This window comes from Phytobacter massiliensis JC163, assembly GCF_000321045.1.
GTDB classification, from domain to species: Bacteria; Pseudomonadota; Gammaproteobacteria; order Enterobacterales; family Enterobacteriaceae; genus Phytobacter_A; species Phytobacter_A massiliensis.
The window spans coordinates 296043-320619 of the sequence record NZ_HE578947.1; the positions used below are offsets into that span (position 1 = coordinate 296043).

Annotated in this window: 15 protein-coding genes, 1 tRNA gene and 2 pseudogenes; 11 read left to right on the forward strand and 7 right to left on the reverse strand. The window is 49.2% G+C overall.

Going from position 1 to position 24577, the window contains the following annotated elements:
- Positions 1-74 precede the first annotated feature (74 nt).
- Positions 75-1586 carry a leucyl aminopeptidase gene (pepA, locus tag ENTHG_RS15530; RefSeq protein ID WP_044181552.1) on the reverse strand — a complete coding sequence of 504 codons (1512 nt, stop codon included), beginning with the start codon at positions 1584-1586 and terminating at the stop codon, positions 75-77.
- 268 nt (positions 1587-1854) lie between these two features.
- On the opposite strand from pepA, the gene lptF reads away from it, so the two are divergent.
- The 3 genes from lptF to ENTHG_RS15545 all read left to right on the forward strand — a co-directional run bounded on the left by lptF (position 1855) and on the right by ENTHG_RS15545 (position 5834).
- Complete coding sequence (gene lptF / locus ENTHG_RS15535; protein ID WP_044181555.1) at positions 1855-2955, forward strand: LPS export ABC transporter permease LptF; 1101 nt, start codon at positions 1855-1857, stop codon at positions 2953-2955.
- Entirely contained in the window at positions 2955-4037 is a 1083-nt protein-coding gene (gene lptG, locus ENTHG_RS15540) for an LPS export ABC transporter permease LptG (RefSeq protein ID WP_044181558.1), read from the forward strand. Before lptF ends, lptG begins: the two co-directional genes overlap by 1 nt.
- Before the next feature lie 156 nt (positions 4038-4193).
- Positions 4194-5834, forward strand: a complete 1641-nt coding sequence (locus ENTHG_RS15545) for a dihydroxyacetone kinase subunit DhaK (protein WP_044181560.1) — start codon at positions 4194-4196, stop codon at positions 5832-5834.
- Between the two features lie 56 nt (positions 5835-5890).
- Here the strand turns inward: ENTHG_RS15545 and ahr are convergent, their stop codons facing one another.
- Genes ahr through ENTHG_RS15560 form a run of 3 tightly spaced genes read right to left on the reverse strand, consistent with a single transcriptional unit; the run spans position 5891 to position 8559 of the window.
- Positions 5891-6910 (reverse strand): NADPH-dependent aldehyde reductase Ahr, encoded by a 1020-nt coding sequence (gene ahr, locus ENTHG_RS15550; RefSeq protein WP_044181563.1) that lies wholly within the window; start codon positions 6908-6910, stop codon positions 5891-5893.
- Positions 6911-6967: 57 nt separating this feature from the next.
- Entirely contained in the window at positions 6968-7546 is a 579-nt protein-coding gene (locus tag ENTHG_RS15555; protein ID WP_044181566.1) for a class I SAM-dependent methyltransferase, read from the reverse strand.
- A complete protein-coding gene (locus ENTHG_RS15560) occupies positions 7546-8559 on the reverse strand; it encodes an HNH endonuclease (RefSeq protein ID WP_044181569.1) in 1014 nt (337 codons plus the stop codon). Before ENTHG_RS15560 ends, ENTHG_RS15555 begins: the two co-directional genes overlap by 1 nt.
- A 244-nt stretch (positions 8560-8803) precedes the next feature.
- Between ENTHG_RS15560 and ENTHG_RS15565 the strand changes: the two genes are divergently transcribed.
- The 7 genes and pseudogenes from ENTHG_RS15565 (at position 8804) to ENTHG_RS15595 (ending at position 18031) form a co-directional block, all read left to right on the forward strand.
- Positions 8804-8888: transfer RNA gene (locus ENTHG_RS15565), tRNA-Leu, on the forward strand.
- 201 nt (positions 8889-9089) lie between these two features.
- Positions 9090-10335: pseudogene (locus ENTHG_RS15570) on the forward strand (tyrosine-type recombinase/integrase).
- Positions 10336-10582: 247 nt separating this feature from the next.
- Positions 10583-10810, forward strand: a complete 228-nt coding sequence (locus ENTHG_RS15575; protein ID WP_001608810.1) for a helix-turn-helix domain-containing protein — start codon at positions 10583-10585, stop codon at positions 10808-10810.
- Complete coding sequence (locus tag ENTHG_RS15580) at positions 10810-12309, forward strand: type I restriction-modification system subunit M (RefSeq protein ID WP_044181573.1); 1500 nt, start codon at positions 10810-10812, stop codon at positions 12307-12309. The genes ENTHG_RS15575 and ENTHG_RS15580 overlap by 1 nt, the downstream gene beginning before the upstream one ends.
- Positions 12306-13789 (forward strand): annotated as a pseudogene (locus tag ENTHG_RS15585) (type I restriction-modification system subunit M). Before ENTHG_RS15580 ends, ENTHG_RS15585 begins: the two are co-directional and overlap by 4 nt.
- Positions 13782-14966: a restriction endonuclease subunit S gene (locus ENTHG_RS23765; RefSeq protein WP_052332721.1), complete on the forward strand. Its 1185-nt coding sequence runs from the start codon at positions 13782-13784 to the stop codon at positions 14964-14966. Before ENTHG_RS15585 ends, ENTHG_RS23765 begins: the two are co-directional and overlap by 8 nt.
- A gap of 2 nt (positions 14967-14968) precedes the next feature.
- Positions 14969-18031, forward strand: coding sequence for a type I restriction endonuclease subunit R (locus ENTHG_RS15595; RefSeq protein WP_044181576.1), 3063 nt, complete (start codon positions 14969-14971; stop codon positions 18029-18031).
- A gap of 287 nt (positions 18032-18318) precedes the next feature.
- On the opposite strand, the gene ENTHG_RS25490 is transcribed toward ENTHG_RS15595, so the two are convergent.
- The 3 genes from ENTHG_RS25490 to dgt all read right to left on the reverse strand — a co-directional run bounded on the left by ENTHG_RS25490 (position 18319) and on the right by dgt (position 20498).
- Complete coding sequence (locus ENTHG_RS25490; RefSeq protein ID WP_145973674.1) at positions 18319-18762, reverse strand: primase 1D-like protein; 444 nt, start codon at positions 18760-18762, stop codon at positions 18319-18321.
- Positions 18763-18987: 225 nt separating this feature from the next.
- Positions 18988-19800 (reverse strand): hypothetical protein, encoded by an 813-nt coding sequence (locus tag ENTHG_RS25860; protein WP_202595304.1) that lies wholly within the window; start codon positions 19798-19800, stop codon positions 18988-18990.
- A gap of 53 nt (positions 19801-19853) precedes the next feature.
- Positions 19854-20498, reverse strand: coding sequence for a dGTP triphosphohydrolase (gene dgt / locus ENTHG_RS25865; RefSeq protein WP_202595305.1), 645 nt, complete (start codon positions 20496-20498; stop codon positions 19854-19856).
- 544 nt (positions 20499-21042) lie between these two features.
- On the opposite strand from dgt, the gene ENTHG_RS24370 reads away from it, so the two are divergent.
- Positions 21043-24558 (forward strand): AAA domain-containing protein, encoded by a 3516-nt coding sequence (locus tag ENTHG_RS24370; RefSeq protein ID WP_071825886.1) that lies wholly within the window; start codon positions 21043-21045, stop codon positions 24556-24558.
- The last annotated feature ends 19 nt before the right edge of the window (positions 24559-24577 follow it).

Here is a 24577-nt window from a genome sequence, read left to right on the forward strand (position 1 = left end):
TCTCCCTCAAGGGAGAGGGAGCAAACCATCCCCTCGCCCCTGTGGGGAGAGGGTTAGGGTGAGGGGGGTATGCCTTACTCTTCGCCGTTAAAACCCGCACGGTTGAGCAGGAACTGCGACAGCATCGCCACCGGACGGCCGGTAGCACCTTTGGCCTTGCCGGAGCGCCATGCGGTACCGGCGATATCCAGGTGCGCCCAGTTGTACTTGCGGGTAAAGCGCGCCAGGAAGCAGCCTGCGGTGATCGCCCCGCCAGGACGGCCACCGATATTGGCCATATCGGCGAAGTTGGTCTCCAGCTGCTCCTGATACTCATCGCTCATCGGCAGACGCCATGCGCGGTCTCCCGCCTGTTCGGATGCGCCAATCAGTTCATGGGCCAGCGGATTGTGGTTCGACAGCAGGCCGGTGATGTGGTGGCCCAGCGCAATCACGCAGGCGCCGGTCAGGGTGGCGACGTCGATGACGGCTTCCGGCTCGAAACGTTCCACATAGGTCAGCACGTCGCACAGCACCAGGCGGCCTTCGGCGTCGGTGTTGAGCACTTCGACGGTCTGGCCGGACATGGTGGTCAGCACGTCGCCCGGACGGTAGGCGCGCCCGCCCGGCATGTTTTCACAGCCCGCCAGCACGCCGATGACGTTAATCGGCAGCTGCAGTTCCGCGACCATGCGCATCACGCCGTACACCGCCGCCGCGCCGCACATGTCGTACTTCATTTCGTCCATCCCTTCGGATGGCTTAATGGAGATGCCGCCGGAGTCGAAGGTCAGCCCTTTACCCACCAGCACGATCGGGCGCGCCTCGTCGGACGGGTTGCCTTTGTACTCAATCACCGACATCAGCGATTCGTTCTGCGAACCCGCGCCGACCGCCAGATAGGCGTGCATGCCCAGTTCGCGCATCTGCTGTTCGCCGATAACGCGGGTGATAACGTTTTTGCTGTAGCTGTCCGCCAGCTGGCGCGCCTGGGAGGCCAGGTAAGCGGCGTTACAGATGTTTGGCGGCATATTGCCGAGATCTTTCGCCGCCTTGATGCCTGCGGCAATGGCCAGACCGTGCTGGATGGCGCGCTCGCCGCTGGTCAGCTCGCGTCGGGTCGGCACGTTGAAGACCATTTTACGCAGCGGGCGACGCGGCTCGCTTTTGGTGGTTTTCAACTGGTCGAAGCTGTAGAGGGTCTCTTTGGCGGTTTCCACCGCCTGGCGTACTTTCCAGTAGGTGTTGCGGCCTTTGACGTGCAGTTCGGTCAGAAAGCAGACCGCTTCCATCGAGCCAGTATCATTCAGGGTATTAATGGTTTTCTGGATGACCTGCTTATACTGGCGTTCGTCCAGCTCACGCTCTTTACCGCAGCCAATCAGCAGAATACGCTCGGACAGGACGTTGGGAACGTGATGCAGCAATAAGGTTTGCCCAGGCTTTCCTTCCAGCTCCCCGCGACGCAGCAGCGCGCTGATGTAGCCGTCGCTGATTTTATCGAGTTGTTCGGCGATGGGAGAGAGGCGACGCGGCTCGAAAACTCCCACAACGATGCAGGCGCTCCGCTGTTTCTCCGGGCTACCGCTTTTTACACTGAACTCCATGCACTACGCTCCTGAATCTTAAAGACAACGGCGGCGGCTACGGATAGAATTGCAAGCTTTCGTAACTCGTTTCCGCTGTTGCGGTGACTTCGTGTTAATCTTAACGATACTTAGGTTTCGGCACGTCAGATCCGGGTCTGAAACGTTCAACCGCTGAGTATATAACTCTTAGCGATGATTTCGACGACTCAAGAGCATAAATGACGTTTAAGCCACGAAACAAGCGATTTTCCAGTAAAAAGACTGGTTTTTACGGGCCTAATATAAAGTGATAATCATAAGATATCTTGCGCGGGAGACGCTTAAAAGCCAGCTTGCGATCCTCTTCATCCTGCTTCTGATTTTCTTCTGTCAGAAATTGGTCAGGATTTTGGGCGCGGCGGTGGATGGCGAAATCCCCACGAATCTGGTGCTCTCGCTGCTGGGTCTTGGCGTGCCTGAAATGGCGCAACTTATCCTGCCGCTGAGTCTGTTCCTTGGCCTGCTAATGACGCTGGGCAAACTTTATACAGAAAGTGAAATTACGGTGATGCACGCCTGCGGCCTGAGCCGGGCGGTGCTGGTGAAAGCGGCGATGATTCTGGCGCTGCTGACCGGTATCGTGGCGGCGGTCAACGTGATGTGGGCCGGGCCGTGGTCTTCCCGTCACCAGGATGAGGTGCTGGCGGACGCGAAAGCCAACCCAGGGCTGGCGGCGCTGGCGCAGGGTCAGTTCCAGCAGGCCTCCGACGGCAACTCCGTGCTGTTTATTGAGAGCGTGGACGGCAACCAGTTCCACGATGTGTTCCTTGCTCAGCTTCGCCCGAAAGGCAATGCGCGCCCGTCGGTGGTGGTGGCGGATTCCGGCCATCTCTCCCAGCGTAAAGACGGTTCGCAGGTGGTCACACTCAACCAGGGGACACGTTTTGAAGGCACTGCGCTGCTGCGCGATTTCCGCATAACCGACTTCCAGGATTATCAGGCGATCGTCGGCCATCAGGCGGTGGCGCTGGACCCGGACGACACCGAACAGATGAACATGCGCACGCTGTGGCACACCGACACGCCGCGCGCCCATGCGGAGCTGCACTGGCGTTTCACGCTGGTCTTCACCGTCTTTATGATGGCGCTGATGGTGGTGCCGCTGAGCGTGGTCAACCCGCGTCAGGGGCGCGTGCTGTCGATGCTGCCGGCGATGCTGCTCTATCTGGTGTTCTTCCTGTTGCAGACCTCCCTGAAATCTAACGGCGCGAAAGGCCGTCTCGATCCGATGATCTGGATGTGGGCGGTGAACCTGTTGTATCTGGCGCTGGCGATAGGCCTGAATCTGTGGGACACGGTGCCGATGCGCCGGATACGGGCCCGCGTGATGGGTAGAGGAGCGGTATAATGCAGGCGTTTGGCGTACTAGACCGCTATATCGGTAAAACCATTTTTACCACCATCATGATGACGCTGTTCATGCTGGTGTCGCTCTCCGGCATCATCAAGTTTGTCGACCAGCTGAAAAAGGCCGGGCAGGGGAGCTACGACGCGCTGGGCGCGGGTATCTACACCCTGCTCAGCGTGCCGAAAGATATCCAGATCTTCTTCCCGATGGCGGCGCTGCTTGGGGCGCTGCTGGGCCTTGGGATGCTGGCGCAGCGCAGTGAACTGGTGGTGATGCAGGCCTCCGGCTACACCCGTATGCAGGTGGCGCTGTCGGTGATGAAAACCGCTATTCCGCTGGTGCTGCTGACCATGGCGATTGGCGAATGGGTCGCCCCGCAGGGTGAGCAGATGGCGCGTAACCAGCGCGCCCAGTCGATGTACGGCGGTTCGCTGCTCTCGACCCAGCAGGGGCTGTGGGCGAAAGACGGCAACAGCTTTGTCTATATCGAGCGGGTGAAAGGCGAAGAAGAGCTGGGCGGAGTGAGTATTTACTCTTTCAACGACCAGCGTCGCCTGCAGTCGGTGCGTTACGCGGCGACGGCGACTTTCGATAAAGATCACAAGCTTTGGCGGCTGTCGCAGGTGGACGAGTCCAACCTCAGCGATCCGAAACAAGTCACCGGCACCCAGACGCTGACCGGCACCTGGAAGACCAACCTCACGCCGGACAAGCTCGGCGTGGTGGCGCTGGACCCGGAGGCGCTCTCTATCAGCGGCCTTTATAACTACGTGAAGTATCTGAAATCGAGCGGCCAGGACTCCGGGCGTTATCAATTGCAGATGTGGAGCAAGCTCTTCCAGCCGCTGTCGGTGGCGGTGATGATGCTGATGGCGCTGTCGTTTATCTTTGGCCCGCTGCGTAGCGTGCCGATGGGGGTGCGCGTGGTAACGGGCATCAGCTTCGGCTTTATCTTCTACGTGCTCGATCAGATATTCGGCCCGCTGACGCTGGTATACGGCATTCCGCCGATTATCGGCGCGCTGCTGCCAAGCGCCTCCTTCTTCCTGATTAGCCTCTGGCTGCTGATGCGTAAGAGCTAGGTCTGTTCTTTTCCCGGATGCGGCGTCGCCTTATCCGGGCCTACCCTTTCCTGCGGGAGAGGGTAGCAGACCGCACGAAACTCACCCTTTTTCCTGGCTACACTTTGCCTTATCCTGGCTACGCTTTCCTTACGGTTCACAAAAATTCAGGAAGCTATGTCCAGATTCTTTTTCAATGACCGCAAACAGCTGGTCAATGACGCCATTGAAGGAATGGTGATTTCCGCTCCCCACGGCAACCTTGTCCGTCTCGACATCGACCCCGCTATACGAATCGTCGCCCGTGCCGACTGGGATAAATCCCGCGTCGCGGTTATCTCCGGCGGCGGCTCCGGCCATGAGCCCGCCCACGCTGGCTTCGTGGGTAAGGGAATGCTCACTGCCGCCGTCTGCGGCGATGTTTTTGCCTCCCCGAGCGTGGACGCCGTCCTCAACGCCATTGTCGCGGTGACCGGCGATCGCGGCTGTCTGCTGATCGTTAAAAACTACACCGGCGATCGGCTGAACTTCGGCCTGGCGGCAGAAAAAGCCAAACGCTACGGCCTGAAAGTCGAGATGGTGATCGTCGCCGATGACATCGCCCTGCCGGACAACAAACAGCCGCGCGGCATTGCCGGAACGGCGCTGGTGCATAAAATCGCCGGCTACGCCGCCGAGCAGGGTAAATCCTTAAGTGAAGTGCACGAGATTGCGCGCCAGGCGTGCGACAGCGTCTGGAGCCTGGGGCTGGCGATGGAGACCTGCAACCTGCCGGGCAGCGAGGACGACGAAGGCCGTATTCAGCACGGGCAGGTGGAGCTGGGCTTGGGCATTCACGGCGAGCCGGGGGCAAGCACCGTCGATTCCCACAACAGCCAGCGGCTGATCGAAACGCTGGTCGCGCCGCTGAAAGCGCAGGCCGGTAATGATCGCGTCGCCGTATTAATCAATAACCTGGGCGGCGTCTCGGCGCTGGAGATGGCGCTGCTCACCAAAGAGCTGGCCCACTCGTCGCTTAAGGATCAGATTGCTTACCTGATTGGCCCCGCGCCGCTGGTGAGCTCCCTCGATATGAAGGGGTTCTCCCTCTCGCTGCTGCGCCTGAACGAAACCTTCGAGAAGGCCATCAACGCCGATGTGCAGACCGTCGGCTGGCAAAAACCGGTGCCGTTCGCGCCGATAAAAACCCAGCGCCACAGCCCGGTTTACACCCAGCTGGAGATTGAGCCTTCTGACAACCCGCAGGTGAAAGCGGTGGTCCTGGCTGCGGTGCAGACGCTGACTGGCCTGGAGAACCGCCTTAACGCGCTGGATGCGAAAGTCGGCGACGGCGATACCGGCTCTACCTTCGCCGAAGGGGCGCGGGAGATTGCCCGCCTGCTGGAGCAGGGTAAACTGCCGCTCAATAATACGGCGCAGCTATTGCAGCTGATAGGCGAGCGCCTGGCCACGGTGATGGGCGGCTCCAGCGGCGTGCTGATGTCCATCTTCTTCACCGTGGCAGGCCAGGCGGTGCATGACGGCAAGCCGCTGCCGGACGCGCTGCTGCGCGGTCTTAAGCAGATGAAACACTACGGTGGCGCTGACTTGGGCGACCGGACGCTGATCGACGCGCTGCAACCGGCGCTGGAGGCGTTGCAGGCACAGGGGCTGGAGGCTGCCGTTGCTGCCGCGAAGAAAGGGGCGGCGGATACCGCTACGATGCAAAAAGCGGGGGCGGGGCGTTCCTCTTATGTGAACAGCCAGAACCTGGAAGGGGTGACAGACCCCGGCGCGGTGGCGATTGCGGAAGTGTTTGCGGCAATAGCGAAGGGGTAATACCCCTCACAAGGTGAGGGGCGGTTTTCCCTCTCCCCGAAAGGGAGAGGGACACATCAGAAATCGGCTTTCAGCACCACGCGGTAGCGGGCCTTGCCGTCACGCACATGCTGCAACGCCTCGTTAATCTGCGACATCGGGAACATTTCGGTGGTCGGCGCAACCTTAGCCCGCCCGGCAAACTTCATCAGCTTACGCAGTTCGAACGGCGTACCGGTCGCGGAACCGGCGATGCTTCTGTCGCCGCCAATCAGGGTAAAGGCGGGGACTTCCAGCGGTTTCAGCACCGCGCCGACGGTGTGGAACGCGCCGCCGTGGGCCAGCGCCTCAAAGTAGGGCTGCCACTGCAAATCGACGTTGACGGTGTTGATAATCAGATCGAACTGGCCCGCCAGCGCTTTTAAGGCCTCGGGATCGCGGCTGTTCACCACATAATCCGCGCCCATTAGCCGCACTTCGGCCTCTTTCGCCGGGTTTGAGCTGAATGCCGTTACCTCGCAGCCCATCGCCCGCAGCAGTTTGATGGCGATATGGCCCAGCCCGCCAATGCCGATTACCCCAACGCGGCTGGTGGCGGTGATATGGTGCATCAGCAGCGGTTTGAAGACGGTGATGCCGCCGCAGAGCAGCGGCCCGGCGGTTTCGATATCGATGCTGTCCGGCAGGGGGATCACCCATTGCCAGCCCGCGCGGATCTTGTCGGCAAAGCCGCCGCGGTTGAGGATGGTCGGCACCGCGCCCTCGTGGCAGTTAATGTGGTCGCCGTTGATACAGGCGTCGCAGTGGCCACAGCTTTTCGCCGTCCAGCCGATGCCAACCCGCTGGCCCACTTTCAGCCCTTTATCCTGCGCCGCAGCGCCCAGCGCCACCACGCGGCCAATCACTTCATGCCCGGCGACCAGCGGATACTGCGAGAAGCCCCATTCGTTGTCGATCATCGACAGGTCGGAGTGGCAGATGCCACAGTAATCCACCTGTACTTCCACATCTTCCTGACCCAACTCTCCCGCATCGTACTCGTACAGCTCCAGGTCGGCCCCGGCTTCTTTCGCGGCATAGCTTTTGATTGTCGACATCGCCTTTCCTCATGATGGTGTGAGATTTGAGTGTAGAAGATAGTAAAAGCGAGCTACTCAGACTTTGCGTAACAAGGCATTAAGCCAGGTTTCGTCACGATCCGGGCGTTTATCCTGCGTTGTCCACATCGACGCCACCTGCACGTTCGCCAGCCCGTTGACCAGCGCGGTTAATGTGGATTCGGTGAAATCACTAAAGTGCCGCCCCTCTTTTTCCCGCTCCTGCTCGCCATATTTAAACGACACGTACCAGATACCGCCGGGTTTAAGCGCCTGCGCCAGCGTGCGCATCGCCTGCGGCAGGGCGTGCGCCTCCACGTGCAGCAGCGAGGCGCAGCACCAGATGCCGTCGTAGCGATCTGTGGCATCAACATCGCTGAACGTCATCTGTTTTACCGCCAGCCCGCTGTGCTGCGTCGCCAGCCTGACCATCTCGGATGAGGCGTCGAATGCCTCGACCTGATAGCCCATTTCAGCAAACGCACGGGCGTCGCGCCCGGAGCCGCAGCCCGCGTCCAGCACCCGCGCCCCAGGGGGAAGATGGGCAATAAAAGGGGCGTACAGCGACGCCATGTCAACGTTGATGGTGTCGGCAAAAAAGCGCTGCGCGTGGTTTTGGTAGTAGTTAATGGTCATCAGAAAATATCCGGCCCGGCGGCCTTCGGCTCCCATTGGTGAAGTAAGGTTACGTGAGCAGTGTTCCAGACATTTGCCAGAAAATCATGCCGTTTTGCGGTGCTGCCGCCGGTCTGGCGGATCAGGGTTTCACGCAGCGGGAGGTGGCTGGTAATGAAGTACTCGTTACGATCGTGCAGACGCTGTAGCAGTTTCAGTGAGGGGACGTGAGCAAATTTTCCCTGTTTGCCCCGGTTGCAACTTTTACAGGCCAGCACTAGGTTCCAGACGCCGTTGACGTTCTGCACCTGGTCGCGCAGCCGCCAGGGAATAAAGTGGTCAACATCCGCAAGCCTCGCGTCTCCCGGCTCTACGCTGATGGGCGCGAAGCAGTAAAAGCAGCGTCCTTTCTGATAGCCGTTGAGGCTGTCGCGGCAGCTGGTGATGGTGATGCGGCGGTTATTCTGGATGCTGAACAGCATGTTGTTCTGCTCGTCATGCTCCACGGCGATGAGGTTGCGCGATACGCCCATCGCCCAGCCTTGCTCGACCAGGTTCCAGCGCGCGTCCGTTTCGAACATCAGGTTCTGATACTGTTCGCGCTCGGTAAGCTGGTAAAAGTGCGAGGTGAGGCGGATGCCTTTGTGGGTTTTGCGCTCGTCGATAAAAAAGCGTTTTTCGATTTCGCCCTGATTGACGTTGTGAAAGGCGTCGATCACGTTGTTAAAGCCAAAGCGCACCGTGGCGGCCGTTAGCGCATCCTGATCGATCTCATGCGCATTAAACCCGCGGCAGGCGTCAAGGTACTGGCTTCTGGCGGAGGTGATTTGCTTCGGTGCCTGCGCCATATGGCGGCAAAGGTGCTGGCTGAACGGCACCGCGAGATCTTCCAGCAGGATCAGGTCGCTGCCGTCGCGCTTCACCTCGTACAACGCGTGAGCCAGCGCGAATTTATAGGAAGCGACATTTTTGCCAAAGAGGATTATGCCGCGCCAGTAGTTCTCCAGCGTGGGCTCAACCTGGTAGAAACGCATGTCTTGTCCTGATTTAGAGAGATGGGGAATGGGTAGAACCCGTAACAGGATCAGATAACAAGACGCGATAAATGTAAACCGCCGCCGTCACGTTGCAGCGTTTTGCGAGGAGCCTTCCAGATTTGCCGCGAGGGCAGGGAGAGGGTGTTGTTTTTTCGGCATTCAGCAGAAGGAGGGAGGCTGAAACCTTGCGTGGGGATCTGCAACAGGTATAATGCAACCCGCTATCTGCATCCCCTTCCGTGCCGGAGTGGCGAAATCGGTAGACGCAGTTGATTCAAAATCAACCGTAGAAATACGTGCCGGTTCGAGTCCGGCCTTCGGCACCAAAAGATGCAAAAATGAAGTCGCCTGAGGGCGGCTTTTTTTGTGTCTGGAATTCAGTATCCGCAAGGTTTTCCACGATTTTTCGCTCAACCTAAGTTAACCTGATTCAATCCACATCAACTTACTGATGCAGGTACATCTGCGGGTATATCCCGGTTCGATAAGGTTTGTATCCACACAGAACCCTTGAAAGGATACTCATCATGGCTCTGAGTGATGTGAAGGTTCGTTCGGCTAAGCCTGAAGCAAAAGCCTATAAACTGACTGTGAAGGCATGGTCACCCTAACGGTTCAAAATATTGGCGACTGCGTTATCGGTTTGGTGGCAAAGAGAAGATGCTGGCGCTGGGGAAATACCCCGAAGTCTCGCTGGCGGATGCCAGGGCACGCCGGGATGAAGCCCGTAAGCTGTTAGCAAACAGCGTCGATCCCAGTGAGAACAAGAAAGCCGTTAAAGTAGAGCAGGAACAAGATGCGATAACGTTTGAAGTGGTTGCCAGAGACTGGCACGCCAGCAATCAGAAGTGGTCTGCATCGCATAGAGCTCGTGTATTGAAAAGCCTCGAAGACAATTTATTTGCTTCAGTTGGGAAGCGAAATATCAAAGATATTGGTACTCGTGACTTACTGGTCCCAATTAAAGCAGTGGAAAAGTCAGGACGCCTTGAAGTGGCTGCGCGTCTTCAACAGCGAACAACGGCAATAATGCGCTTTGCGGTACAGAACGGCTTAATTGATTACAATCCTGCACAAGAGATCGCTGGTGCGATCGCAACAGCTAAACGAAAGCATCGCGCTGCGCTAGATCTCAACCGCATTCCTGAGTTACTCCATCGTATTGACAACTACACCGGCAGACCATTAACGCGGTTAGCTGTGGATTTGACGTTACTGGTTTTCATCTGTTCGAGCGAGTTACGTTTTGCTCGCTGGACAGAAGTGGATTTTGAAACGGCTATGTGGACGATTCCGGGCGAGCGTGAGCCACTGGAAGGTGTTAAACATTCTCAGCGAGGTTCGAAGATGCGAACTCCCCATCTTGTACCCTTATCGCGGCAGGCTCTCGCCATTCTGAAAAAGATCAAAAGAATGAGCGGGAATCGAGAACTGATTTTTGTAGGCGATCATGATCCCCGTAAACCAATGAGTGAGAACACAGTGAATAAAGCTCTGCGAGTGATGGGCTATGACACGAAAACGGAAGTTTGTGGACATGGGTTCAGGACAATGGCGTGTAGTTCTTTGATTGAATCAGGATTGTGGTCGAGGGATGCGGTAGAGAGGCAGATGAGCCATCAGGAGCGTAGTTCTGTTCGGGCAGCTTACATCCATAAGGCGGAGCATCTGGGTGAGCGTAGGCTGATGCTGCAGTGGTGGGCTGATTATCTTGATGCCAATCGGGAGAAGGGGATAAGTCCTTTTGATTACTCTAAAGACAAAAAACGATAGCAATGATTAGTTATAAGTTCCTGCAGGCCAAAGTGTCGCTAATTGGCATATGACCTCACTGGAACCTATGTCGGGTATTTATGACCGACATGTATCCTGAATTTAAACATGTTGAATATGCATGTTTTACTGTCCATACGTTCAATGTTTTCCCAACTGATGTAATTTCATTTCAGCTTGAATTTTTTTGTTTTTTTCGCATTTTGGGATACGATTTGCATCGTTAAGCACAACGATAAGGACCATTATGATCCGTTGCCATCTTGCTCGGCTCATGGGCGAACATAAGATGCGAATAGCCGATGTTGTCAGGGAAACTGGCCTGAGTCGCAACACTATCACTTTGCTTTACAAAGAGACGGCTCAGAAGGTTGACCTGGATACATTAGAAAGGCTTTGCGTGCTTTTTGACTGTGAAATACACGATTTACTGCAAAAGGTTCCTGCTTCGCAGAATCGTACAGAGAAAAATTAATGACACTGATTAACCTAAAGGATCTCGAGGCCCATCTTTGGCATGCAGCCCATATTATCACTGGGCCTATTGATGCGTCAGATTACAAAACGTACATATTCCCAATCCTGTTCTTCAAGCGCATTTGTGACGTATATGACGAAGAATTTGCCGATGCGATGGAGAGCGTTGGGGATGCAGAGCTTGCCAAGGGTAAGATGTTTCACCGCATTCAGATACCAGAGAATTGTCATTGGCGCGATGTTTTCGCTGAGACCAAAGACATCGGTCAGGCCTTAAAAGACTCCTTCCGTGGTATAGAACTGGCAAACTCTAAACTGCATGGTATTTTTGGCGATGCCAGCTGGATCAATAAAGAACGCCTTTCTGATGAGTTACTGGCTACGTTACTTAATCATTTCAACAAGGTGAATCTCGGCGTTGCCAGTGTCCGTGACGATGACATGGGGCGCGCATACGAGTACCTGATCAAACGTTTTGCTGATAAAGCTAACAAGAAAGCTGGTGAGTTCTACACCCCAAGAACTATTGTTCGCTTGATGGTTAATATTCTTGATCCAAAAGCCGGTGAGAGCGTTTACGATCCCGCCTGTGGTACTGGTGGTATGCTGCTTGAGACTATCCACCATGTAAAAGAAAACGGTGGTGATCCGCGCTTGCTAAAAATTAAAGGTCAGGAAAAAAACCTGACCACCGAAGCCATTGCGCGAATGAACCTGTTCCTGCATGGTCAGGAGGATTTTGATATTGTTCGCGGGGATACGCTGCGTGAACCTAAGTTTTTGCAAAGCGACCGTTTAGAAACTTTCGACTGCGTTGTTGCCAACCCACCATTTAGCTTGAAGGAATGGGGATACGATCTGTGGTCGAACGATCCCTATGGCCGTAAGCAATATGGCTTGGCGCCTAAAACAAACGGTGATTTTGCCTGGGTACAGCATATGTTTGCCTCACTTAACGACAATGGGCGTATGGCTGTCGTGTTACCTCATGGTGTGCTATTTCGTGGCGGAGCTGAGGGAGTAATTCGAACCAAATTGCTGCAAGAAAATCGCATTGTTGCGATTATTGGTGTCGCTTCCAACCTGTTCTATGGGACTGGGATTCCTGCGTGTATTTTGGTGCTGCGAAAATCACGTCCGGCAACGCATAAAGATCATGTATTGATCATCAATGCTGAAGAAATCTATACCAAGGGGCGTGCGCAGAATACGCTGTCCAACAAGCAGGCTGATGACATATACCAAATCTATCATAACCAGGCGCAACTGGGGCCAGATGCAAAAGAAATTGAAGGCGTTGCGCGCTGGGTTCCTCTGAAGGAGATTGAAGAGAATGACTTCAATCTTAATATTGCTCGTTATGTGCAAAAATCTCTCGAAGAAGAAACCATCACTGTGGAAGAAGCGCTCAAGGATTTTCAACGGAAGCTGGCTGAGCTGGAAAAAGCAGAAGAGGAGCTGGAAGCCCTGCTTATCAAAAAAGGGTTCGAGGTATGAGTAATAAAAAGCTGGAAGAATTGCTCTGGGGAGCTGCTGAGTTTCTTCGTGGCCAAATCGACGCATCAGACTACAAGCAGTATGTCTTCCCTTTGCTGTTTTATAAACGCCTGTCAGATGTCTATCTGGAAGAATATAACGAAGCGCTGGAACTCCATGAAGGTGATGCTGAATACGCCGCCATGCCGATGTTTCACCGTTTCAACATTCCCTCTGAGGCAGCTTGGGAAAAGGTACGCAATACCAGTAAAAACATTGGTGAAGCGATCCAGAATGCGCTTCGACTAGTTGAGGCCAATAACCCGCGTTTACATGGTGTCTTCGGTGATGCACAGTGGACTAATAAAGAGCGCCTGCCCGATCACCTGCTGACTGATCTGATTGAACATTTCAGTAAAATTCCGCTGGGCATTAAATCTGTTGCCCAGGATGATCTTGGTGAAGCCTACGAATACCTGATTAAAAAGTTCGCTGATGATTCCGGTCATACGGCAGCGGAGTTCTACACCAACCGAACAGTCGTGCATTTAATGACGCGTATTATGGACTTAAAACCGGGGGAAACAGCCTATGATCCAACGTGCGGTACTGGTGGGATGTTGCTAAATGCAGTAATGGATCTTCGTGCAAGAGGTGAAGAGTGGCGCTCTGTGCACCTTTATGGACAGGAAGTGAATCTGCTTACCTCCGCCATTGCTCGTATGAATATGTTTCTGCACGATATCGAAGAGTTTGATGTGCTGCGTGGCGATACTCTGGCCGAACCAAAGTTTATTGAAAACGATCGGCTCAAGCAGTTTGATGTAATTTTTGCTAATCCGCCTTACTCCATCAAAAAATGGAATCGTGACAAATTTGCTGCCGATCCATATGGTCGTAATCTTTATGGCGTGCCACCGCAGGGCTGTGCCGATTATGCATTTTACACCCATATCATTAAAAGCCTGAAGCCTGAGACTGGTCGCGCCGCCATGCTCTGGCCACATGGTGTGCTGTTCCGCGATTCTGAGCAGACCATTCGTAGACAGGTGATTGAATCTGACATTATTGAAGCGGTGATTGGTTTGGGGCCTAACCTTTTTTACAACTCTCCGATGGAGTCTTGTGTGGTGGTGCTTAATTGCAATAAGCATGCTGGGCGAAAAATAAAGTCTTGTTTATTAACGGTGTGGAACATGTTACCCGCGAACGCGCCTATAGTCGCTTATCGGATATCGATTTAACGGTGTTGTATGAGGCTTATGTTACACCTGAAAAACAAAGCGATATAACTGCATTAGTGGATATCGATGCCATTAAAGATAATCTCTTTAACCTGTCAATTCCGCTGTATGTAAAAACACAAAGTAATGGCGAAGCTGAGGACATTCAGCATGCTATTGAGGCATGGAAAGTCAGCCGTTTACAATTAAAGAAACAAACAAAGAAATTATTCAATAGCCTCACGCAGTTGGGTTATGAGGTGGAAGATAATGACTAATAAGCAATCTATTAAATTTGGTGATATTTGCCGAGAGGTAAAAATTAGTACTAAAGATCCACTTTCTGATGGCTATGAACGGTATATTGGTTTAGAGCATTTAGATTCAGGATCGTTAAAGATAAAACGCTGGGGAATTATCAAAGAGGATAATCCTAGTTTTACACGTGTTTTCAAAAAAGGGCATATCTTATTTGGTAAACGACGTCCTTATCTTAAAAAAGCTGCAATTGCTGAGTTTGATGGGGTATGTTCCGGAGATATTATTGTTCTCGAAAATAAAAAAGGGATAAGAAAAGGATTGCTTTCTTACTTAATACAATCTGATTCTTTCTGGGAGTGGGCAATTAGAACATCTTCTGGTTCTTTGTCACCTCGGACAAAGTTTAAATCTTTAGCAGACTATGGATTCGAGCTAGTAGATGAATCGGTACAGATAGAACAAGAGAATTTACTTAATAAATCTTTTGAAATAGAAAATATGTCTGTATTGTGCAAAAAATCATTGTCTAGATTGCTCGATATGTTGGTCCTCCACAATACACAGTCTAATCACGAAATTCGTAGTTTAAAGCAAGCAAGAGAAATTGAAGTTCCCCAAGGGTGGTCTCAATATACTCTGTCAGATTTGGCGGTAAACACTAAGAATAGCTTTGTAATTGGGCCATTTGGTAGCGATTTAGTAGTTAGCGATTTTAAAAATAGCGGACATCCTGTCATTTTTGTAAGAGATATAAAGCCAAATAGACTGGATTGGGTAAGCAACACCTTCGTGAGTGATGCTAAGTTCGAAAAATTAGCCGCTCATAAAGTTGAAGCTGGTGATGTGATATTTACAAAAATGGGATTGCCTCCTGGTATTTCAGCTGTATATCCTCAGAATTTCAATGATGGAATTATAACGGCCGATATTATCAGGCTGAGACCAAATTTAGAACTGGTTGAGCCTGAATATCTTTCCTATATTGTTAATTCACGTTTTTTTCGACAACAAGTTCGAATGATAACTGCTGGGCAAACTAGACCAAAGCTCACTTTAGCAGACTTCAGAAAATTAGTCGTATATCTGCCTTGTTTAGAAAAACAGCGTAAATTTTTGGATTTATTGACGATGGTTGAGGGCATTAGCTTTGACCGGAAGATACACAAATCAGTACTAAATCATCTAATGGGATAAAAATGTTTAACGAACAAACCGTCACTGAAAATGGAATTATCGACCGTTTGAAAGGTTTAAGCGGAGTCAAGTGGACCTTCTGCCATGGCGAAGACCTGCCTAAACAAGTGCGGGATATCTTTGTTGATGAGTGGCTAAAAGACGCGATTTGTTCGTTAAACCCTGATATCGGCAGACAGCCAGACTATGCCGATGAGGTCATCTACAAGTTGCGAGGAGTGGTTTTAGAAGCCCGCCATACCGGTTTGGTAAAGGCTAATGAAAACTTCCAGGAATGGTTGATGGCCGACAAAACCTTGCCTTTTGGCGAGAATGGCGACCATATCACCATCAATCTGATTGATTTTGACAATATAGAGAACAACCACTTTGTGGTGGCGCAGCAGGTTCACTATATCGCGGCCACTGAAGTCTATTTTGATATTGTTCTTTATGTGAACGGCATACCGCTAGTAGTGGGCGAAGTTAAAACCGCAACACGCCCCAGCGTGACCTGGCAAGACGGCGCCGCCGACTTCATGGGGGGCAAGAAGTACTATTGGAAAAATGTTGAATCTTTCTTTGTACCTAACTTGCTGTGCTTTGCCAGCGAAGGAAAAACCTTTGCCTATGGCGCAATTAATGCCCGAGTTAAAGACTGGGGGCCCTGGCATAATACTGAGCTTCGTGATGAGATTCTGCCGGGATTAGCATCGGTACTCAACAGCTGCGAGAGTTTGTTAAATCCGCAAACCTTATTGCAGTTACTGGAATCTTTTGCATTATTTTCAACCGTCAAAACGGGCAAAAATACTCCACCTAAACGCGTTAAAATTCTGCCGCGCTACCCGCAATTTGAAGCAGCAAAACAAATCGTTGAACGTGTTCGCAGAGGCTATCCAAAAAAAGGTCTTATTTGGCATTTCCAGGGATCAGGTAAATCCTTGTTGATGCTTTACGCCGCCAAAATGCTGCGTGCCGATAATGCGTTAAAAAACCCGACAGTGCTTATCGTTGTGGACCGGCGAGATCTGGACAGCCAAATTAACGAGACCTTTGGTGGAGCCGACGTTAAGAATCTGATTAAAGTGCAAAGCTGCAAAAAGTTGGGCGAATACATTGAGCAAGACAGCCGTGGCATTTTAATCACCACCATCTTTAAATTTAAAGATATCGAAATTGACGATAGCAACCCTAATGGCTTGAACAATCGTGACAACATCATTGTGTTGGTTGACGAAGCTCACCGTACCCAGGAAGGTGGGTTAGGCGAGAAAATGCGCTGGGCATTGCCCAACGCCCACTTCTATGGCCTGACTGGCACACCGATTTCTGGCATTGATCGTAATACATTCAAGTTGTTCGGTGCCGAAGAGGACCCGGGTCGCTATATGAGCCGCTATAGCTATAAGCAATCGATCCGTGATGGCGCGACTAACCCAGTGAAGTTCGAACCTCGGCTGGCGGAACTCCGAGTGGATCGTGATGCCATCAACGAAGAGTTCGAGCAACTCGTTAATGAAAACAATCTGGATGAAGAAGAAAAAGCAGCATTGTCCAGACGTGCCGGCAAGTTGGCTATCATGCTGAAATCCCCCAGACGCATGGCTGCGGTGAGTAATGACATTGTTGAGCATTTTACCAGCCATGTTATGCCGAAAAAGATGAAAGGCATGGTTGTGGTATACGATCGCGAAGCCTGTGTGCAGATGTATTATTTGCTCGGTGAAAAGCTCGGTTTTGATGCGGTTGAAGTGGTTATGAACGTTGACCAGGCTCCGGTTAAAGTTGAAGAGGGTGGCAAAAAAGATAAGCTCAATAAGGACTGGCTCAAATGGCATGACGAATTGGAGCTACCTGTTAAACAAGCCGATTTCGAACGCTGGCAGCACATTGATGCGGAAGAGCAGGTACAGAAGGATCTGATTGAATGCTTTAAAGATCCTGAACATCCGTTACAGCTTATCATCGTTACCGCCAAGCTGCTTACGGGCTTTGATGCGCCAATTTGCTACTGCATGTACCTCGATAAGCCTCTACGCGATCATACTCTTCTTCAGGCCATGTGCCGAACCAACCGGTTGTACGAAACCGATGCTGTACGCAAGGACATGGGATTAATTATCGACTACCTTGGCGTTTTCGAAAACCTGCGTACCGCTCTGGCCTACAACCCTGAAGAAATTGAAGGGGTTGTAGAGGGAATTGAGGCATTTAAAGAGCTATTGCCGTTACAACTGAATAAATGTCTGGCCTTCTTCCCTAGTATAGATCGTTCCATAGAAGGTTTTGAAGGTATTATGGCCGCGCAAGAATGTCTGCCAACTAACGAGAAGCGTGATGAATTTGCTGCCAGCTTTGGTGTGTTATCCAAGTTATGGTCAGCTATCAACCCAGACCCTTTTTTGACCCCTTATCGTCAAGACTATAAATGGCTGGCGCAAATTTATGAATCGGTGCGTCCGGTGGGGCAGACTGGTGCGCTTGTTTGGGCTGCGCTTGGCCCCGAAACAATCAAGATGATCCATGAGCATACTGATATCAATCGTATCCGCGATGATATTGACGAGTTGGTCATGGACGAGCACGCTATTTTTACCCTGACCGCTAAAGAGCAGGAACAACGCGCCAAACGCCTGGAGATTGATCTTATGGGGCGTTTGCGCGGCAGTCATGATCCTAAATTTGTGGCTTTGGGCGAGCGTTTAGAAAAACTGCGACAGGACTATGAAGCTGGTGTTATCAAGGCTATCGACTGGTTGAAAGGCCTGTTGGATGCTGCGAAAGATACCGTACAAGCCGAGCGCGAAACGGGCGAGCGCCCAGTAACTGAAGCTGATAATAAACAGGCTTTGACCAAGCTTTTCCTCGAAACACGCCCAGAAACTACCCCTAAGTTAATCGGTGATGTTGTAGAGCAAATTGATAAAATCGTGAAAGCTACCCGCTTTGATGGCTGGCAAAATTCCAACAGTGGCCCGCGTGAAATCCAAAAGGCGCTTTTGTTGACTCTGGCTCAGTTTGGACTAGGGAAAGATAAAGAGTTATTCCGGAAAGCGTATGGGTATATAGAAGAGCATTACTGAAATTTTCTTAATAAATTTATTTTTTAATTTATATGGAAGAGCTATTGGTTGCTCTTCCACTCATTTTCCTGTTTATAGAAAGAATAAAGATACTGTATCTCTATAATAATGTTGGTTTATGTTTTTTATGGTTAATTTAATAGGATTTTTATTTTGTTTTATATTACAATTTTCCTTTTATTAAAAAAGTCGAACTTTTTGAGGGGTAAAATGATTCTATTATTAATATAAAAGAATCATTTTACTCAATCATAAACCTGAGGATGGAGTTTTTGTTACCATCAGATTCAATATTGTGGTAACAAAGAAGATATTTTATCTGGTTGCATCCATTCTAATCCGGAAGAACTTAAGTAACCGACAAATGTTGGGTTCTTTTTATAGTGTGAACTATTATTAGTCCATCTAAGTGCCCCATAACCGGCCATCAAACGATGTCCTATCCACCTTTCATCAATTAATTTGAAACCGCTTGGCTTATTCAACAGAAGCAGACTCCCCATAAATGCAATCCAATCTGAAGATTTTATTAATCTATTACCATATGCATGGAAAGATCTTCCGCTATTGTAGACGAAAAATGACATTTGCCAGTGCTCTGATAATTCTCGTAAAGGATTTGCATCAATAACTCCTCTGTCAACTTTACCAAAATCAATTAATGGAAAATGATAAGAGCTACCGAAACTATTGACTAATGAATGAAATGCCAATTCTTCATTTCCATTCATATCTTCAATTATGTCATATAGTGTTTTTTCATTAAATTGTTTGAATGGTAGCGTTAAGCCTGAACGATCGTCTATAAAAGACTGCGGTGTATATCTATACTTACTTAATTGCAGCGAAATATCTTGTGGTAGCTCATTTTTTTGATGCTTAAACCAATAAGATGTTTTACCAAACTAAATGGATGTTTTTGTATATGGGTATAAAACTGCTGGAATTTATCCATATTACTTCACCTTGATACCTTTGAGAAGTTGATACATTTCCATCGAGAACTGATCAGTCATACCTGAAACAAAGTCAACAATTAAATGCATTCTTAACGATAGTTCTTTTTCGCGAGAAATACTCTCAAATTTTTCAACAAACAAATCATCGCTATAATCATTGTGATTATACGGTATACCAACTATTGCGGTAGAGTATGATTTTAAATGTTTTCCTGGCAGTCGATTAAATAATCTTCTTTCAATGTGCAAATGATTATTGCGAATTTTTTTATTATTCTTTAAAATTAAAGATAAAAATTTATCTTTTGGTAATTTTATTAAAGATGTATACTCGTCAAGTATTCCTTTTATTATAGCAAAGCCGGACAATTCCATACACTCTGCTTCTGCTGATGTAAAAAGGTAGTTTGACGTATAGTCTTTTAAAATATCTAAAAGATCATATTCAAAACTTCCTTTTGATATTATCTCTTCTTTTCGTTCTTGCTTTATAAGTTGGTGGTAATCTTTAACAAAAATTTCTGCAACTCTTTTCACTAAAAAATTAGATAAAGAAGTTTTAAAGAAAAGAAAATTACTGACAGGTACAGGGTTATTATTTGTTAAGCATGATATTAATTCATCACATTCGATTTCGAAATCTTTGTGGTTTATTTTTAGTTGTTCAATTCGGCTGCATGTGAAGTCACTAAAGTGTTTTACAGTGATTATTCCTTTTTCAATACCATCCTCTATATCACTGATGCAATATGAGATATCGTCAGATGCCTCCATTAAAAAGCCAAGAGGATGACGAGAATTTTTCTTCATCTTCAAGGTGTTCCATGCACTTTCCATTACGTCTTTTTCAGTTGAGAAATAACCTATTTTTTACTAAATGGTTTTTTTGAATCTAATTCATCTGGGCAAAAAGTATATTTTATAAATGCGGTAAGTTGGGTGTAGGTTAAATTAAGTCCGAAATATCCATCATCACCTTGTAATTTTGTTATTATTCTTAAACCCTGTGGGTTGCCATCAAAATGTATAAAATCAGAAAGTAAGTTTTGACATATTTTTTTTGAAAAAGTTTCAGCAAGTGCAGTTTTCAATGCGTTTTCAACTGAGTCTGATTTACTCCACTCAACAATTGCTGCCTCCCCAAAATGACCAAAAGGTGGGTTTCCAATATCATGCATTAGACATGCAGTCTCAACTATATTTGATACAGACAAGCTATTCTTTTGCCAAAACTCTTTAATTTCATTATCTATATCAGAACTTTCAGCTATTTTCTCAATAATTGCTGCAACAATATAGCGACCAATGTGCGAAACCTCTATAGAGTGAGTCAGTCTAGATCGTACTGCTGAATTACTTTCTAAGGAAAAAACCTGTGCTTTTTGTTGCAATCTTCTGAACGCAGCAGAGTAGATCAATCTTGCACGATCACTTTGTGTAGATGCCAAGATGGTGTCATGCTTTGCACTAGATTTTCGGTGGCGAGAAGTTGAAATTAAGGTTTCCATTTTTGTCCTCTTAGCAAAAGAATATTTATTCTACGATAACCGTTTTCACTCATTCGTTAAAACGCCAACACGCCGCAGGTTTATCTAGCCGTACTGAAGGTTCATCCTCGAATCATATGCAGGATGCTGTACTCTTAGCTCGTTGATACCACTCGGCTGCTTTAACTGCATGTGGGGCTCACCACATGACAATTGCATTTTAACGTTCCCTGCCAGTAGCTGGGTATCAAATATTGCCTAATATTACTCATAATCAATATGTTAATCACGACTGGTTCAGATTCTACACTAGGCTTTAACGATATTGGTACAGTGCGTTCGTTTATTGTGAGGAAACGCTTAAAGGTAAGCGGTCATGCTATCTAGGATATCATTCTGACTTGCAAATGGCTGATGCCAATCGCCATCAACAGTTTCCATAATGCACTAAAATTTCCCAACACAAACAAATCCTTGCGATCGTACTCGCATCGTGGACAATGTTTAACCATGAGGGTTTTATATCAACGAAATCAATAGTTTTATTTAAGTCACGGGACGGGGAATGGACAGCAATACTCAAGGATTCACTTCATACTGGCGTAATACCTTAGCTGATACCGAGTCTGGAAAAGGGGCATTTGAGCGCAAAGAAGAAGATTCATTCACGCAATGGATGAACGTTGAACAGGGAAGGTTGGGTGAAGATATCGTGCAATCGTTCTTCGAGGGCGAAGACGAGCAGGTTAAGACCGTTGAGGTACTACTACGGCCACAAGTTTGGATCCGCCTGTTAAAGCATGGCAAGGAACGTACGGCAGGCGCACCAGGTATAATTACGCCTCTGGTGACTTCCGCACTGTTGAACCGTGAAGGCTTTTTGTTCCCCAAATCTCCTGCCACCATTCCCCGTGACCTGCTCGAACCTCTCCCTAAAGGTACCTTTTCTATTGGTGAAATGGCGGAATATGACAAATACAAAACCACGCATGATTCGATCACTTTTAGTCCCGGTAATGAAGATGAGCTGCATGAGGAGACTGACGAAAAACGAACGGAACGATATGCTCGTTATCAGCAGTTGTGGCAAAAGTACCTTAAAGACACTGATGAACTTTTAAAAAATGTTGCTGGCAGATGGCTCGCATCACCTGAGCAATATGAACCAGCTGGATATGGCTACATTATTAAAGCCAACCAGCCTGGAGGGGCCAGCCTCCATATCCTGCCTATGTACGATCATCTGCTGTCGTGCAAAAAAGAGGTGCCATTGCTGGCGCGCTTTGCCTCGAAAGATAAGTTTCCTGTTGAGCAGCTCCTTGCCAGTAATGCCATGTTCAGTGAGCGTCTGGGGCATTCCGGTGATAAATTTCCGCTGGCTGTGGCGCAGCGCGATGCCCTTAGCCATTATCTCACTCAACAGCCGGGCGATATTCTTGCCGTGAACGGTCCTCCGGGAACAGGAAAAACTACTCTAGTACTCTCCATCATTGCTACGGAGTGGGTGAGAGCGGCTGTAAACAAAACTGAACCGCCAGTGGTGATTGCGACATCAACCAACAATCAGGCCGTTACCAATATTATTGAGGCCTTCGGAAAAGATTTTGCTACCGGCACTGGGCCTATGGCCGGGCGTTGGTTACCTGATGTAAAAAGCTTTGGTGCTCACTTCCCTTCTTCAAGCCGAAAAGCCGAGGCGGTAAAAAAATACCAGACGGAAGATTTTTTTAACCGTGTTGAATCCCTTGAATATGTTGAAGATGCCCGGTGCTTCTTCCTTGAAAAGGCAAGGGCAGCTTTTCCGAGTAAGGAATGTCATTCACCTGAACAGGTTGTGGATCTCTTGCATCAGCGTTTGGTTGAAATCTCTGCAGAGCTTGAGCAAATCGAGCCTGCGTGGGATGACCTCAACGCAATTCGTCAGGAGCGGCATGCCATCAGTGACGATCTCGAACAGTATATTCAGGATAAGAGAACGTTACTGCTCAATAGCACAAATGAAATCTCGCTATTAACGCAAGGCAAAAAACAGTGGGAGCAATATCGAGCCGGTGAGTCGATCATGTACGCTCTCTTCTCCTGGCTTCCTGCCGTGCGTACTAAGCGTCACTATAAAATGAAGCTGTTTTTGGAGGCTACGTTTGGCGAAAGAATGACAGCATTCCAGGGATCTCAGCCTGATGGAATTGACGCCTTTATCGATGGATTGATTGAACAAGCTCATAAAGAGCAGGCTGGGTATCAACAGCAAATTGATCTTGCTGAGGACATTTCCCGACGTGAAAGCGAAGCAGCTATACGCTGGCACGATATTACTCACTCACTGGGAAATCCGGGCGAAACAGAGTTGAGTCTGCATGAAGCCGATGAGCTTGCAGATACACAGCTCCGTTTCCCGGCGTTTCTGCTGGCGACGCATTACTGGGAAGGCCGGTGGCTGATGGATATGGCTGCTATCGATAACCTTCAAAAAGAAAAAGGTCTTAAAGGGGCGAAGGCCATTAAAGCGCGCTGGCTGCGTAGAATGAAACTAACCCCTTGTGTCGTGATGACCTGCTTTATGCTTCCTCACCATATGCTCATCAGGGAGCATGTTGGCGGCAAGAAGTTTGATGATGGCTATTTATATAACTTTGCCGATTTGCTGATTGTCGATGAAGCGGGGCAGGTGTTGCCTGAGGTTGCGGCAGCTTCTTTTGCACTGGCGAAGAAAGCCCTGGTGATTGGTGACACAGAACAGATTGCGCCTATCTGGAATAGCTTGCCCGGTATTGATATCGGCAATATGGTTGAGGAGAACATTCTTCCGGGAGGTACGCAGGAAGAACTTACTGAAGCTTATGCCCTGGTGTGTGACTCTGGAAAAAGTGCTGCATCTGGCAGCGTTATGAAGGTTGCACAGTTTAATTCCCGCTACCAGTACGATCCGGATCTGGCGAGAGGGATGTACCTTTATGAACACCGTCGTTGCTTCGATAACATTATTGGCTACTGTAACACCCTCTGCTATCACGGTAAGTTGCAGCCCAAACGAGGGGAAGAAAAAGAGACAATATTTCCAGCAATGGGATATTTGCATATTGATGGTAAAGGTATGCAGGCCAATGGGGGAAGCCGTTATAACGCCTTTGAAGCTGAGACGATAGCTGCGTGGCTTGCGGCGCACAAAGAGGACATCGAGCACCATTATGGCGAACCTCTACATAAAGTAGTGGGGGTTGTTACCCCATTTTCGGCACAAGTCAGTACCATTAAATCGTCATTACGTCAGCTGGATATTAATTGTAGTGGCGATGAAAATTCGCTGACAGTCGGTACTGTCCATTTATTGCAGGGGGCGGAAAGGGCGATTGTGCTTTTCTCTCCTGTATATTCGAAGCATGAAGATGGCAGTTTTATTGACAGCGACAGTAGCATGCTGAACGTCGCCGTTTCACGAGCTAAAGACAGCTTCCTGGTCTTTGGTGATATGGATCTGTTTGAGATCCAACCCGGATTGTCACCTCGGGGATTGCTGGCGAAATACCTGTTTGCTTCCACTGATAATGCATTGCAGTTTGAGTTTCAGGAGCGTCAGGATTTAAGTACCTCACAAACGCAGATTTCAACCCTACACGGGGTGGAGCAACATGATGCGTTTCTGAATCAGACTTTTGACGCCATTAACCAGAGCATTACTATCGTTTCTCCATGGCTCACCTGGCAAAAGCTGGAACAAACAGGTTTTCTGGCATCGATGTCTCAGGCGCGCACCCGTGGTATTGATATCACTGTAGTAACGGATAAAACGTTTAATACAGAGCATGCAGATTTTGAAAAGCGCAAAGAAAAACATCAGCGCCTAAATGAAGCAGTGGAAAGGTTGAATGAAATGGGCGTCACGACGAAGCTGGTTAATCGTGTTCACAGTAAGATTGTGATTGGTGATGAGGGGCTGCTCTGCGTCGGTTCCTTTAACTGGTTTAGCGCTACGCGCGATGAGAGATATCAACGATACGATACGTCGATGGTATACCGTGGCGAAAGTTTAAAAAGCGAAATTAAAACGATATATTCTAGCCTGGAACAACGTCAGTTGTAATTCTCAATTATCGTTTCTA